The sequence below is a fragment of the Saccharothrix variisporea genome, assembly GCF_003634995.1.
GTDB lineage: Bacteria > Actinomycetota > Actinomycetes > Mycobacteriales > Pseudonocardiaceae > Actinosynnema > Actinosynnema variisporeum.
Window position 1 is genome coordinate 4,304,068 of sequence record NZ_RBXR01000001.1, and the last position, 12,882, is coordinate 4,316,949.

16 protein-coding genes are annotated in these 12,882 nt (G+C 71.1%); 4 read left to right on the plus strand and 12 right to left on the minus strand.

Going from position 1 to position 12,882, the window contains the following annotated elements:
* Positions 1 to 72 precede the first annotated feature (72 nt).
* The 5 genes from DFJ66_RS19000 to DFJ66_RS42835 form a co-directional block, all read right to left on the minus strand.
* Entirely contained in the window at positions 73 to 369 is a 297-nt protein-coding gene (locus DFJ66_RS19000; RefSeq protein ID WP_147459306.1) for a hypothetical protein, read from the minus strand.
* A gap of 8 nt (positions 370 to 377) precedes the next feature.
* A complete protein-coding gene (locus DFJ66_RS19005) occupies positions 378 to 1,214 on the minus strand; it encodes a RecB family exonuclease (protein ID WP_246029816.1) in 837 nt (278 codons plus the stop codon).
* Between the two features lie 68 nt (positions 1,215 to 1,282).
* A complete protein-coding gene (locus DFJ66_RS19010) occupies positions 1,283 to 2,140 on the minus strand; it encodes a PHP domain-containing protein (RefSeq protein ID WP_121222895.1) in 858 nt (285 codons plus the stop codon).
* 14 nt (positions 2,141 to 2,154) lie between these two features.
* Positions 2,155 to 2,715, minus strand: coding sequence for a PH domain-containing protein (locus tag DFJ66_RS19015; protein ID WP_121222897.1), 561 nt, complete (start codon positions 2,713 to 2,715; stop codon positions 2,155 to 2,157).
* A 44-nt stretch (positions 2,716 to 2,759) separates the two neighbouring features.
* A complete protein-coding gene (locus tag DFJ66_RS42835; protein WP_170199524.1) occupies positions 2,760 to 2,918 on the minus strand; it encodes a hypothetical protein in 159 nt (52 codons plus the stop codon).
* Between the two features lie 163 nt (positions 2,919 to 3,081).
* Between DFJ66_RS42835 and DFJ66_RS19020 the strand changes: the two genes are divergently transcribed.
* A complete protein-coding gene (locus DFJ66_RS19020; RefSeq protein ID WP_121222899.1) occupies positions 3,082 to 3,474 on the plus strand; it encodes an NUDIX hydrolase in 393 nt (130 codons plus the stop codon).
* Positions 3,475 to 3,520: 46 nt separating this feature from the next.
* On the opposite strand, the gene DFJ66_RS19025 is transcribed toward DFJ66_RS19020, so the two are convergent.
* Positions 3,521 to 4,600: a DUF2332 domain-containing protein gene (locus DFJ66_RS19025; protein ID WP_121222901.1), complete on the minus strand. Its 1,080-nt coding sequence runs from the start codon at positions 4,598 to 4,600 to the stop codon at positions 3,521 to 3,523.
* Between the two features lies 1 nt (position 4,601).
* Positions 4,602 to 5,105 carry a MaoC family dehydratase gene (locus DFJ66_RS19030; protein ID WP_121222903.1) on the minus strand — a complete coding sequence of 168 codons (504 nt, stop codon included), beginning with the start codon at positions 5,103 to 5,105 and terminating at the stop codon, positions 4,602 to 4,604.
* Between the two features lie 282 nt (positions 5,106 to 5,387).
* Here DFJ66_RS19030 and corA point away from each other — a divergent pair, with 282 nt between their 5' ends.
* A complete protein-coding gene (gene corA, locus DFJ66_RS19035; protein WP_121231386.1) occupies positions 5,388 to 6,470 on the plus strand; it encodes a magnesium/cobalt transporter CorA in 1,083 nt (360 codons plus the stop codon).
* A gap of 133 nt (positions 6,471 to 6,603) precedes the next feature.
* Here corA and DFJ66_RS19040 read toward each other — a convergent pair whose 3' ends face one another.
* Positions 6,604 to 7,689, minus strand: coding sequence for a DUF2332 domain-containing protein (locus tag DFJ66_RS19040; protein ID WP_121222905.1), 1,086 nt, complete (start codon positions 7,687 to 7,689; stop codon positions 6,604 to 6,606).
* Between the two features lie 96 nt (positions 7,690 to 7,785).
* Between DFJ66_RS19040 and DFJ66_RS19045 the strand changes: the two genes are divergently transcribed.
* Both DFJ66_RS19045 and DFJ66_RS19050 read left to right on the plus strand, forming a co-directional pair.
* Positions 7,786 to 8,436 (plus strand): metallophosphoesterase family protein, encoded by a 651-nt coding sequence (locus DFJ66_RS19045; RefSeq protein ID WP_121222907.1) that lies wholly within the window; start codon positions 7,786 to 7,788, stop codon positions 8,434 to 8,436.
* Positions 8,436 to 9,278, plus strand: a complete 843-nt coding sequence (locus tag DFJ66_RS19050; RefSeq protein ID WP_121222909.1) for a ParB N-terminal domain-containing protein — start codon at positions 8,436 to 8,438, stop codon at positions 9,276 to 9,278. The genes DFJ66_RS19045 and DFJ66_RS19050 overlap by 1 nt, the downstream gene beginning before the upstream one ends.
* 30 nt (positions 9,279 to 9,308) lie before the next feature.
* On the opposite strand, the gene DFJ66_RS19055 is transcribed toward DFJ66_RS19050, so the two are convergent.
* From DFJ66_RS19055 to DFJ66_RS19065, 4 genes are all read right to left on the minus strand, one after another.
* Entirely contained in the window at positions 9,309 to 10,280 is a 972-nt protein-coding gene (locus DFJ66_RS19055; RefSeq protein ID WP_121222911.1) for a hypothetical protein, read from the minus strand.
* Positions 10,281 to 10,314: 34 nt separating this feature from the next.
* Entirely contained in the window at positions 10,315 to 10,488 is a 174-nt protein-coding gene (locus DFJ66_RS42840; RefSeq protein ID WP_170199525.1) for a hypothetical protein, read from the minus strand.
* Positions 10,489 to 10,559: 71 nt separating this feature from the next.
* Entirely contained in the window at positions 10,560 to 11,447 is an 888-nt protein-coding gene (locus DFJ66_RS19060; RefSeq protein ID WP_121222913.1) for an SDR family NAD(P)-dependent oxidoreductase, read from the minus strand.
* A 246-nt stretch (positions 11,448 to 11,693) separates the two neighbouring features.
* Entirely contained in the window at positions 11,694 to 12,878 is a 1,185-nt protein-coding gene (locus DFJ66_RS19065; protein ID WP_121222914.1) for an ABC transporter ATP-binding protein, read from the minus strand.
* Positions 12,879 to 12,882: the final 4 nt, after the last annotated feature.

The window sequence follows — 12,882 nt, forward strand, 5'->3', positions numbered from 1 at the left end:
AGCCGGAGGCGGAAACGCCTGGTCACCTGTGCGCGCCGCGAACCGCGAGGGCGACCTTCAGGCCGGCACTGCCTAAGCCCACCAGTAGACCCACAGCACCAGCGCCCCGACAACGAGCACGGCCAGGCTCGCGCCGGCGGCCACCCACCGCCGGGCCCGGTCGGCGACGACCTGCGCGCCGACCGCCAGCGCGCCCGCCACGACGTGACCGATCACCATGTCGAGGCCCGGCCCGTGCAGGCCGCGCGTGCCCGCGTAGATCTGGACGCCCAGCAGTGCCAACGCGAGCAGCACGAGACCCACGGCCACCGCGCCGCCGGCGCCGCGCCACACCCTCAGCAGCCGCGGCTCGGTCTCCACCTGTGTCACGTGTCTCCCTACGGCGCGAGCAGCGCCCACGGATCGAGTGTCGGCGCCGCCTGCTGCCCTTCCGGGCAGCTGCGGCGGAAGTCGCACCAGGTGCACTGGTTGCCGGTGCGGGGCGGGAACAGGATCTCCGGGTCGCCGCCCGCGGCGAGGGTGTCGCTCGCGAGTCCCAGCTCGTCCGCGGCCTCCTCGGCGCGCGAGACGTGTCGGGCCAGGCTCTCCTCGGTGTGCTCCCACACCGCGACCGTGCCGGTGGGCAGGTGGTGCAGCTCCACCCGGCGGCACGGCTTGCGCAAGGTACGCCGTGCGGCGAGCGCGTACAAGGCCAGGGCTTGCGACCCGCGGGCGTCGTCGACGGTCAGGGCGTGCCGCCCGGTCTTGTAGTCGACGATCACCAGCTCGCCGTCCCGCAGGTCGATCCGGTCCACCCGGCCTTCGGCGACGATCTTCTGCGTGGGCGTGGACACCCACCGCTCGATCCCGACGGGCTCGATGGAGGTGTCGAGCCGCTCGACGTAGTCGCGCACCCACCCCTCGGCCCGCGTGCGGTAGACGGCGGCCTGCTCGGCGTCCCGGAAGCCCTCGTCCTTCCACTGCCGGTGCAGCAGCGCCACGGCGTGCTCGGGGGTCCGCTTCTCGACGGGCTGGTCGAACAGGGCCTTGAGGGCGTTGTGGACCACCGCGCCCAGCGTGTTGTGGGCCCAGGCCCCGCCCCGGGGCGGTGTGGGGCGGTCGAGGTAGGCCATGCGGAACCGCCGCGGGCAGTCGGCCCACGTGGCGAGCTTGGCCGGCGTGACCTTCACCAGCCGCTTCGGCATGACCCCGAAGTCGAACCCCAACTGATCCACGGTCCCAAACCTACCGAGGACCCCCGACACTCCGGGCACGGCACCACACGCCCGGCCCAGCGACCGCCTCAGCCGACCAGGACCTTGCAGCCGGTGGCGCGCTCGGCCAGGGCGTCCAGCACCTCCGGCGACGTGGTCTCCGCGCCGAGCTTGACCGTCTTGTTGGTCCCGTGGTAGTCCGAGGACCCCGTCACCAGCAGCCCCAGCTCGCCCGCCAGCCCGCGCAGCCGGGCCCGGGTCGCCGGGTCGTGGTCGGGGTGGTCCACCTCGACGCCGCCCAGCCCCAGGGCCGCCAGGTCGGCCACCACCTGCTCGGACACGATCGGTCCCCGCGAGGACGCGAACGGGTGGGCCAGCACGGTCACCCCGCCCGCCTCGCGGATCATCTCGATGGCCCGTGCGACCGGGGTGTCCGTCCGCGGCACGTAGTAGCGCCCGCCCGTCAGGTAGCGGGCGAAGGCCTCGTCCACCGACGACACCACCCCGGCCCGGATGAGCGCCATCGCGAGGTGTGGTCGGCCCGCCGGCGCGTCGGCCGGCATGGACGCCATCAGCTCGTCCGGGTCGATGGGGAACCCGTCCTCCACCATGTGGTGCGCCATCTTGCGCAGGCGCTGCCGCCGTTCGAAGCGCAGCCGCAGCTGCTCCTCGACCAGGGCCGGCGAGGTCGGGTCGTACAGGTAGGCCAGCAGGTGGACGGTGATCGTCCGCCCGGCGCCGTTGTCGGACGCGCAGGACAGCTCCGCGCCCCGCACCAGCTTGAGGCCCGGAGGCAGCGCTTGCGCCGCCTCCGTCCAGCCGGCTGCGGTGTCGTGGTCCGTCAGCGCGACCGCGGACAGGCCGGCAGCCGCCGCGGCGGCCACCAGTCGCGCGGGCGTGTCGGTCCCGTCGGACTCGGTCGAGTGGGTGTGCAGGTCGATGCGCACCCACCCAGTCTGACCTACGGCACCATCTTCTTACCGCGCGCCGCCCGCTGCGCCTTGATCATCGAGAACCGCTCGGCCTGCGCCTTCTTGTCGCCGAAGGTCAGCTCCGAGATGGCGTCGTAGACCTCCTCGGGGTTCGGCAGGTACTCGATCCGGTTCAACGCCTGGATCTGACCGGCCGACTCCACGATCAGGGTGCCGAAGCCGAACATGCGCCCGAGCACCGACCGCTCGTAGGTGAGGTCGGTGACCTTGCTGATCGGCATCATGGCGACCTTGGTCTCGAAGACCCCCGAGGAGATCATGAACCGCTTGTCGGTGACGACGATGCGCTCCACCCACCACTCCATGACGAAGTAGGTCAGCCTGAGCAGCACGAACAGCGCCGCGTACCAGAGGATGTTCTGCACCACGCCCAGGCTCTGGGGCAGCAGGTACGAGATCATCATGCAGCCGGCGAGCAGCGCCGCCGCCTCCAGGAGATCCCAGAGCAGGCTGCTCCAGTGCCTGCGGACCCGGATGACCCGCCGCTCCGTCGGGAGCAGGTACTCGTCGGGGTCACGTGGTGCGAACATGCCTGTGGACCCTTCGCCGTGGGTGGAGGTGCCGGGCGCCTACCTCAGAACAATTGTTTCACGAAGGTGATGAGCGCCTCAGCGGCTTCCCGCAGCGTGCTCAGGATGTTCTGCACCAGCTGAGCCGCCTGGTTGGGCTCCGCGATGAGGAAGAACAGGAGCAAGCCGACCCCGGCGAAGGTGAGAATCTTCTTCAGATTCACGGTGATCAACCCCGTTCGCTACCGCACCCGTTTGGCGCCAGTGAAAACCGTTGTACCGCACCACGCGGCACCTTGGGAGTTTTGTACCGCACTTGGGTCAGCGCCCTGCACCGCCGTTGAGGGGTGACTACACTGAGTCACCGTGACGGCCGATAGAGCTCCCTTGATCCGCTGTGTCGGCGGCATCGTCCATGACTCGAACGGGCGACTGCTACTCGTGCGAAGGGCGAATCCCCCAGGTGAGGGACGGTGGTCGGTACCGGGTGGACGAGTCGAGCCCGGCGAGGACGACCACACCGCCCTGATCCGCGAAATCTCCGAGGAGACCGGACTCTCCGTGACCGTCGGCGAATGGATCGGCAGCGTCACCCGACCGGCGGCGCACGGCGTCTACGACATCCACGACTACGCCTGCCTGGTGCGATCCGGTGTGCTCCGAGCGGGGGACGACGCGGCCGAGGTCAGGTGGGTGACGGGTGCGATCTTGGACACACTTCCGCTCACCGAAGGCCTCCGCGAGACCCTCCAGGCGTGGGGACAGCTCCCCCGGGCCTGATCGACTTCGCCCGTTCGAGCGAGGTCGGCGCAGGTCGTCACGGTCTTCACGGCAACCAGGTCAGGCGTTGGCCGTGCAGGGCGGTCTTGGCCAGAGCCTTTGCCGAGCGGACCTCACCTTCTTCCAGCTTCGCGATCCCGAGCACCCCGAACGCCGACTCCTCGGCGCGCAGGTCGTCCCGGCCCGGCAGCACGTGCTCCAGCCCGGCCGCGTAGCCCTCGTGGCTGACCCACCACACCGGCCGGTCCAGACCCTTCAAAGCGGCCACGAAGTCCGCGCCGGGCACGTACGCCAGCACGTTGCTGGTGATCACGACCAGCGGCAGCTCGGCGGGCACCAGGTCCGCCGCCCGCCCGAGGTCCGCGACGGCGTCGCCCTCGACGAGGGTGGGCGGTGACTTGCGCTGCACGGTCGCCGCCACGCCGAACAGCCGCAGGCGCTCCGGCTGGTCCGCCCAGACGCACGCCTCCAGCCACGCGTGGGTGTCCTCGTCGGTCAGGTCCGCGGGCGCCCGGTCCAGGCCGACCTTCGCGCCGACCTTCACCGTCTTCGGGATCTTCGGCAGCGTCGCCCCGGGCGCCAGTTCCAGCGCGCAGTGCACCCCCACGGCCGCCTTGGCGGGACCGGCGACGAGCTGACCGGCCTCCTGCGTCTGGTACCGGTAGCCGTACTGGTCCAGGCCCAGCAGCAGGCCCGCGGAGCAGCCGACCTCCAGCAGCCCGACCGGCCCCTTCACCAGCGCGACCGCCGGGTACAGCAGCGCCGCCCGGCGCACCTCGTTGGTCTGCGTCGAGCGGGTGGCGATCAGCTCGCGCATCCGGTCCGCGCGGTCCAGGACGAAGGAGCGGAACAGCGGCCACGTGCCCTCGTCCGGGCCGTAGGTGCCGCCCAGCGACGGGTAGTAGTTCGACAGCTCGTGGAACGGCTCGGCCTGCACGAGCCGGTGCGCCGCCGCCAGGAGCAGGGTCGCGTGGGCGAAGTGCTCCGGGGCGGCGGTCAGCAGTCCGGCGACCTCCGGGTCCCGCGCGGCGTGCGCGGCCAGGTGCTCGTAGAGCGGGGAGACGCCGTGCGCCTCCCGCTCGGCGAACTCCGCCAGTCGCTGCCGCACGAGGTCCACGGAGGTCATCTCACTCCTTCGGCTCGGGCCTGCCCGGCTGCTCGCCACCGCGGGCGTCGCCGTAGGACCGCTTGGGCACCATCACCTTGCGGCGGAACACGCAGACGACCGTGCCGTCCTGCTTGTAGCCGCGGGTCTCGACGTAGACCACGCCCCGGTCGTCCTTGGACTTCGACGGGGTCTTGTCGAGCACCTCCGTCTCACCGTAGATGGTGTCGCCGTGGAAGGTCGGCTTGATGTGCCGCAGCGACTCGATCTCCAGGTTCGCGATCGCCTTGCCCGACACGTCCGGCACGGACATGCCCAGCAGCAGCGAGTAGATGTAGTTGCCGACCACGACGTTCTTGCCGAAGTCGGTGGTCTCCGCCGCGTAGTGCGCGTCCATGTGCAGCGGGTGGTGGTTCATGGTGAGCAGGCAGAACAGGTGGTCGTCGTACTCGGTGACCGTCTTCCCGGGCCAGTGCTTGTAGACCGCGCCGACCTCGAACTCCTCGTAGTAACGCCCGAACTGCACCGCACGCCTCCGTTGGCTAAGGGCCATGTGATCGAGAACCTTCACGACCGGGACGACAGTGTGAGCGCGGGGGGAGTACCCTCGGCAACTGGTCTGTGAGCGACTCCACCGCCGCGGACGACCGACCCGAGGAGGTGAGGACTACCGATGAGTAACGACCCCCATCCTGCGAGTACCTCGCGCGTCCTCAGCGGAGGGTCGATCTTCTAGGCCCGTGAGCATCCGGTCGGGGACGTGCCGTCGTCGTTCGTCGTGCACCTCGACGCCCCACTGGAGGACTCCGTGCCCAGCCTGCCCTCGCTCGGCGGCCTGAGAGGCCGCGTGCCCGACCGCGCCCGCCCCGCCGTGCCGATCCCGGTGCCGCTGTCGGCGTACGTGGTCGACTGCGGCGTGTACGTCGACGGCGTGCGCCTGCCCGGCCGGTGGTCGCACACCGACGCGGTGGAGGAGGTGCGCAAGCGCGGCGACGGGTTCGTGTGGATCGGCCTGCACGAGCCGGACGAGGAGCAGATCCAGGGCGTCGCCGAGACGTTCGGGCTGCACGAGCTGGCCGTCGAGGACGCGGTGCACGCGCACCAGCGGCCCAAGCTGGAGCGGTACGACAACACGCTGTTCATGGTGCTCAAGACCGTGCGGTACGTGCAGAACGCGTCGCCCGACACGGCCAACGAGATCGTGGAGAGCGGCGAGGTCATGGTGTTCCTGGGCCGCGACTTCGTCGTCACCGTGCGGCACGGCAACCACTCCGGCCTCGCCGTCGTGCGGCGGGAGCTGGAGGAGGAGCCGGAGCGGCTGAAGGTCGGGCCGGCGGCGGTGCTGTACTCGATCGCCGACCACGTGGTGGACAACTACCTCGACGTGACCGACCACATCGAGGACGACATCGATCAGATGGAAGCGCTGGTGTTCGCGCCGCGCAGCCGGGTCAGCGCCGACCAGATCTACCTGATGAAGCGCGAGGTCCTGGAGCTGCGCCGCGCGGTGATGCCGCTGGCCGTCCCGCTGCGCCGGCTCGCCGAGGGCTACACGCCGCTGATCCCCGAGCAGGTGCGGTCGTACTTCCGCGACGTGGACGACCACCTCACCGAGGTGTCCGAGCGCGTGATCAACTTCGACGAGCTGCTCACGACGCTGGTCGACGCGACGCTGGCGAAGATCACGCTCCAGCAGAACTCGGACATGCGCAAGATCTCCGCGTGGGTGGCGATCATCTCGGTGCCCACGATGGTGGTCGGCGTGTACGGCATGAACTTCGAGTTCATGCCGGAGCTGCACTGGAAGTACGGCTACCCCGTGGTGATCGCGGTGATCCTGGGCGCCTGCCTGACGCTGTACCGAATATTCCGTCGGAACCGCTGGCTGTAGACCTCGTCCACCCCGACCCCGACGGGACACCTCCGACATGACCAGAATGCTGACCAACCTGCGCTTTTGGATCGTGGCCTTCCTCATCGGCTGGCTGACCACGGTGACGGTCCTGATCGCCACCGGCAACTAGCTAGACCCAGGGCCGCGTGTGCCACTCGAACGGGATGCCGTGGCCCGCACCCGAACCCAGGCGCAGTGACACCCCGCCCGGCCAGAGCCTCAGCAGGAGCTGGAACTCGTACCGGTCGGGGTGGGTGCGCCTGGGTTCGAACACGAGCAGCGCCAAGGGCGCCATCGGGGTCGCGCGGGCGGCGGCGTCGGCCAGGACGGCCCGGCCCATCGCGCGGTCGGCCGGGGACGCGTACTGCCAGACCACCGAGTGCCACACGACGGTCAGGACGTCCCGTTCGGGCCGGGCGAGCTGGTCGACCAGCCACTCCGGTCCCGCCGCGCGGCGCACCGGCACCGGGTCCAGGAGGGCGAGGTCCAGCGCAGCCTGGAGGCGCCGGAAGCGCGGGAGCTGGTCGGCCCACACGAACGACGACAGGTGCAGCCGCCCGTCCTCGGTGGACACGTCCACCGGGTTGAGGTCGCAGCCCGCGCGGCCGACCAGGCGCAGGTGCTGGTGGGCGAGGTCGACGGGCGGGCGGCCGGTCCAGCCCGCGTCCAGCACGAGCGGGCTGCCCGGGTCGCCCAGCACGGTGTCCCCGACGCGGTAGGCCACGCGGTGCGGGCGCAGGTTCAGCCCGCCGGACGCGCCGACCTCCAGCAGCTTCACGCAGAACGGCGTCCGCCGGCCCGCGGCCTCGGCGGCCAGGTGCGTGGCGGTGTGCAGCCCGCCGAACAGGGGCGCGCTGCGGCCCGGCTCGTTGGTCTGCACGACGGTCGAGGCGATCAGCGCGCGCAGCTCGTCGGCGTGCTCGTCGAGGACGGGCAGCGCGTCCTGCCACAGCGTCGGCAGGTGCGGCCGGCCGCCCGCGCTCGGGTAGTGCGCGGCCAGCGTCGGCGCGCGGCCCTCCAGGACCAGCCGGTGCAGCGCGCCCGCGAACCGCAGCCCCGGCACGGTGCCCCCGCGGTCGCACTCGCTGCCCGCCATCACCTTCGCGGTGATCCCGCCGCGCGTCAGGTCGTCCGCCGCCGACACCAGCAGGGTGTGGGTGAGCGGGCTGTGTTCGCGGCAGATGGCGGCGGCGTCGAGGAACAACTCGGCGAGCACCCTTCGAACGGTAGACCGGATCCCCCCGTGCGGCACCAGGGGAAACACCGGTTTCGCCGGATCGTCGGCAGGCGTCCGGGCGCTTAGGCTCGACGGGTGGCGAAGGTGCTCGCGGTGGCGGACGAGGTGGTCGAGCGGTTGTGGACCGACCAGGTGCGGCGGCACGACGTCGACCTGGTCGTCGCGGCGGGCGACCTGCCGTTCGACTACCTGGAGTTCCTGGCCTCGGCGCTGGACAAGCCGTGCGTGTTCGTGCCGGGCAACCACGACGTGGACCTGTCCGGCTACACCAACGTCCGGGGCCTGTGGACCCGGGCGGGCCTGCCGGCGCGGTGGCCCGGTCCGGCGGGCGGGGTCAACGCCGACGGGGCCGTGGTGGACGTGGCCGGGCTGCGGATCGCCGGGCTGGGCGGGTCGATCCGGTACAACGACGGACCCAACCAGTGGACCGAGCGCCAGCAGGCGCGGCGGTTGCGGCGGGTGGCGCGGCTCGCGGCGTGGCGGAAGCTGCGCGACGGCCGGGACGTCGACGTCCTGCTCACCCACTCCCCGCCGCGCGACTGCGGCGACGAACCCGACCCGCCGCACCGGGGTTTCGCGTGCCTGCACGACGGGGTGCGCAGGCTGCGCCCGAAACTGCTGCTGCACGGCCACATCCACCCGCACGGCGAAGTCAAGCCGGACCGGCGGCTCGGGTCGACCCGGGTGGTGAACGTGGTGGGCTACAAGGTGCTGGAGGTGCCCTGATGCGCCGGGACACCGGTTTCCCGCAGGCCGACGCCGAGAACGACTTCCTGCGCGCCCGACGCCGGCAGGTCCTGTCGCGCCTGGCGGCGTGGCTGCGCCGCGAGCCGGACGACGTCAACATCATGCTGCCGTTCCACGAGGTCGTGGAGGCGCTGGGCCTGGTCAGCGAACGGCGGCTGGGCCTGCAGACGATCCGCCTGGACTCGATCGTCGGCAGCGTGGACCGCACCCGCGACTTCGACCGCCGCTTCCGCCCCACGTCGGCCCGGACCCGGGAACGCTGGCAACGGCTGGCGCTGGCGACCCGGCGGGGCGAGACCGTGCCGCCCATCGAGGTGTACCGGGTCGGTGACCTGCACTTCGTCCAGGACGGGCACCACCGGGTGTCGGTCGCGCACGCCCTGGGCCTGACGACGATCGACGCGTACGTGACCGAGGTCGTGACGAGGATCGCGGCCCACGGCATCCGCCACCGCGGCGACCTGATCGTCAAGGACTACCGCCGGCTGTTCCTGGAACGCGTGCCGCTGTCGGGCCAGGCGAGGGCGGAGGTCCTGCTGTCGGACCCGTGGGACTACGCGGAACTCGGCGAGCACGTGGAGGCGTGGGGCTTCCGCCTGATGCAGGACGAGGGCGTGCTGCTGGACCGGGCGACGGTGGCGATGCGCTGGTACCGGGAGGAGTACGTGCCGGTGGTGGAGATGCTGCGTCAGGCCCACCTGGTCGGGGACCGGACGGAGACGGAGGCGTACATGTGGGTGGCCACCGAGCGCTACCGCCTGATCCGCACCCACCGGTGGGACCCGGACGTGATCGACACCCTCCGCTCCCGCCGGCGCTGACCCGGCGGGACCGCGATCCGGTCGCGGGCATCAGCGCTGGCCCTCCAGCCTGGGTAGTGGGCGGGCTTGGTCCATCACGCGGTCGGTGTAGCTGTCCAGGAGGCGGGTCGCTATCTGTTGGGAGTAGCCGAGGATGACGGCCCACAGCAGCAGTGCCGCCTGCGACGCCACCCCGATCAGGCCCGTCGTCACGCCCGCGCCCAGGGCCAGGATGCCGATCACCGCCAGGGCCGCGCCGAGCAGGATCTTGATCGTCGCCTGGTAGCCGATCATCACGTACGGCGAGAGGCTCGGCCGCCGCCGCAGGAGCAGCACCACCGCCGACAGGATCGCGCCGAACGCGCCGAGCACCTGGATCAGCCACACGTCCGCGCCGGCCGCCGCCTTCCCCGACGGGCACACCGTGGGCAGCCGCTCGGAACCGACGCACATCGGGATCCACCCCGGCTGCGTCCACCCGATGACCCCGAGCAGGGTGTTCACCACGAACAGCACCACCGAAGCGGCGATCAGCTTGTTCCGCAGCGCCCGGGACCCCGCGTGGGCGAAGTCGGACTTGTCGAACGACGCCCGCAGCGCGTCGACCACGATCTCCCGCTCGATGGACAACGGGAACTCACCCGGCCGCAACTCCTCCAGGGCCACCCGCCTCGGGTCGTCCTCGTCGAGGTTCTCCGCGACCCGCGCCTTCAACCCCGGCAACCGCCCCAGGAACCCGTCCCCGGCCGCGACGACCGCGATCTCCGCCTCGTGCAACGACCGCCACGCCCGCTCGATGTGCCAGCCGGACCACCAGGAGGCGACGGTCTTCAGCCGCGACTCCTCCCGGTTGATCATGTCGTCCACCACGGCCGCCTCCTGCCGGGCGACCTCACGCCACTGCTGGCTCTCGAGGTCGAGCGGGTCGGGTGGGCCGAGTGCGGCGAGGTCGGCGCGGACGCGGTCCAACCGCGACTGGACCACCAGTCGCCAGTCGGTCACCCTCGGTCGGCGCGTCCCCACTCTTCGATGGTGACACCGGCCGGTTCCGTTTTCCTCAGCCGTCCGAGTGATCAGACCACTCGGGATCAGCGGCGCGGACGAGCACGGTCTGACCCGCGTCTTCGGCGTCCTCGCGCGCGGCGAAGTCGGGGTCGGCGCAACTGTGTCGGTGCACCGCCCCCGTCAGGCCCCGCGTCACCGCGACCGGTTCCGGGTCGGCCGACTGCACCCCCTGAGGCAGTCGGCGCGACCGGGCGGCTCGGCCACCGCGCGAAGGTGGCCGAGCCCGTCAGGAGGGGATCAGGCCGTGCGGCCGGGTTCCACCAGTTCGCGCAGGCGCGGGGGCATGCGCTTCTCCAGGCCGAACGGCTCCAGGTGGGCCTGGAGGACGCCGTCGAACGCGCGCTTCACGCTCGTCGTGTCCCAGGTGTCGCTCTCCAGGATCGGCTGCTTGAAGTACGGGTGGCCGACCAGGTGGAGCTGGCGGCCGTTGCAGCGCACGATCTGGCCCGTGATGCCGTCCGCCGCGTCGCTGAGCAGGAACAGCACCAGCGGCGCGACCTTGCCGGGGGTGCGGTCGGCCGGGATCGCCCGCAGCGACCGCTCCGACTTCCACACCATCCGGGTGTGGGCGACCGGGCACACGGCGTTCACGCGGATGCCCTCGGACTCCAGGTCCAGCGCCCACGAGAGGCTGAGCGAGGCCACCGCGCCCTTGGTCGCCGCATAGGTGGCGAGTTTGCGCTGTCCGAAGAACGCGCCGGACGAAATGTTGACGATCGAGCCGCTGCCCTGTTCGCGCATCACGCGCATGGCCGCGACACCGGTGTATATGACACCCAGCAGGTTCACCTCGACCGTTCGGCGCACCGATTCCGGGTCGTCGTCCCACGGTTGGGTCTCGTAGTTCAGCCCGGCGTTGTTCACGAGACCGTCCAGGCGCCCGAACTCGGTCACGCACATTCCGACGATCTTCTCGGCCTCGGTCGGGTCGGTCACGGTGTGCGTGCTGGCCACCGCCCGGCCGCCGTAGGCGCGGATGTGCTCCGCGACCTGTTCGGCCAGGTCGGCGTCCACGTCGTTGACCACCACCGCGGCACCCGCCTGCGCGGCGTGCATCGCGTACGCCTCGCCCAGCCCCCGCCCGGCACCGGTGATCACGACTGCTTTCCCGTCAAGAATCCCCATTGCGCGCTCTTCTCTGTGCTCGGCGGTCTCCCCTACCCCGACGCCCGTCGATCGGGGTTATCCCCGCCTTCGACCAGCGTGGGGACCGGCAGAAGAGAAAGCCGCGCGAAAGCGGCGAGATGCGGTTTTGCTGCGCTGAATGGCCTATGGAGTTCGTCCCGGCAGATGGTCTTGGCTGGTCAGTAACGCAGTGTGACAACGCCAAAAGGGGGCCGTCCGCGCACGTCGGATGGCCCCCTCCGGCAATCACTCGGCGGAATACGTGAGGTTGCGCCCGGTCTTCGGGTCGAACAGCTGCACCTTGTCGGCGTCGAACCAGATCTCGGCCTGCTCACCCTCGGTGGCCGTCGAGGCCGCCGAGATGCGCGTGACCAGCGAGACGCCCCCGCCGGGCACGTCGGCGGACCCGGCGTCGGCCGCCAGTTCGGCCAGCTCCTGCGAGGTGGCCTGCTCGCCGGCCAGGCTGAAGTAGGCGAACTTGTCCGAGCCCATCGACTCCAGCACGTCCACGTGGTCGGTGAACGTCACGCCGTGGCCCCGCTGGTGCTCCTCCACCAGCCGCGCGTCCTCGAAGTGCTCCGGGCGCAGGCCCATGATCACCTCGCGGGGCGCGTCGGCGCCCTCCAGCAGCCGCCGGACCCGGTCGGTGAGCGGCACGTCGCCCAGCGCCGAGCGCAGCGTCCCGTCCTCCAGCGACGCGGGCACGAAGTTCATCGACGGCGAGCCGATGAACCCCGCGACGAACAGGTTGGCGGGGTGGTCGTACAGGAACTGCGGCGCCCCGACCTGCTGCACCGCGCCGCCGCGCATCACCACGACCCGGTCGCCGAGGGTCATCGCCTCGGTCTGGTCGTGCGTGACGTACACGGTGGTGGTGCCCAGCTGCTTCTGCAACCGGGACACCGACGTCCGCATCTGCACGCGCAGCTTGGCGTCCAGGTTGGACAGCGGCTCGTCCATGAGGAACGCCTTGGGGCTGCGCACGATCGCCCGCCCCATCGCCACGCGCTGCCGCTGGCCGCCGGACAGGTTGGACGGCTTGCGGTCCAGGTGCTGGGTCAGGTCCAGGATCTCGGCGGCGTCCCGGACCTTCTTCTCCACGGTCGCGTTGTCGACCTTCGCCAGCCGCAGCGGGAAGGCCATGTTCTCCTTCACCGTCATGTGCGGGTACAGCGCGTAGGACTGGAACACCATCGCGATGTCCCGGTCCTTGGGCGCGCGCTCGTTGACCCGCTCGCCGCCGATGCGCAGCTCGCCGGACGTGATGTCCTCCAGCCCGGCGATCATGTTCAGCGTCGTGGACTTCCCGCAGCCCGACGGGCCGACCAGGATGATGAACTCGCCGTCGGCGATCTCGATGTCGACGTCCTTCACGGCCAGTGCGCCGTCCGGGTACTGCTTGGTCACCTTGTCGAGCACGATCTCGGCCATTGCT

What these genes read in the sequence shown, in the direction of transcription:
- DFJ66_RS19015 (WP_121222897.1), bottom strand. Translation starts at nt 2,715, where the DNA reads ATGTTCGCACCACGTGACCCCGACGAGTACCTGCTCCCGACGGAGCGG.
- DFJ66_RS19065 (WP_121222914.1), bottom strand. Translation starts at nt 12,878, where the DNA reads ATGGCCGAGATCGTGCTCGACAAGGTGACCAAGCAGTACCCGGACGGC.
- DFJ66_RS19050 (WP_121222909.1), top strand. Translation starts at nt 8,436, where the DNA reads ATGCGCCGGGACACCGGTTTCCCGCAGGCCGACGCCGAGAACGACTTC.
- DFJ66_RS19060 (WP_121222913.1), bottom strand. Translation starts at nt 11,447, where the DNA reads ATGGGGATTCTTGACGGGAAAGCAGTCGTGATCACCGGTGCCGGGCGG.
- DFJ66_RS19025 (WP_121222901.1), bottom strand. Translation starts at nt 4,600, where the DNA reads ATGACCTCCGTGGACCTCGTGCGGCAGCGACTGGCGGAGTTCGCCGAG.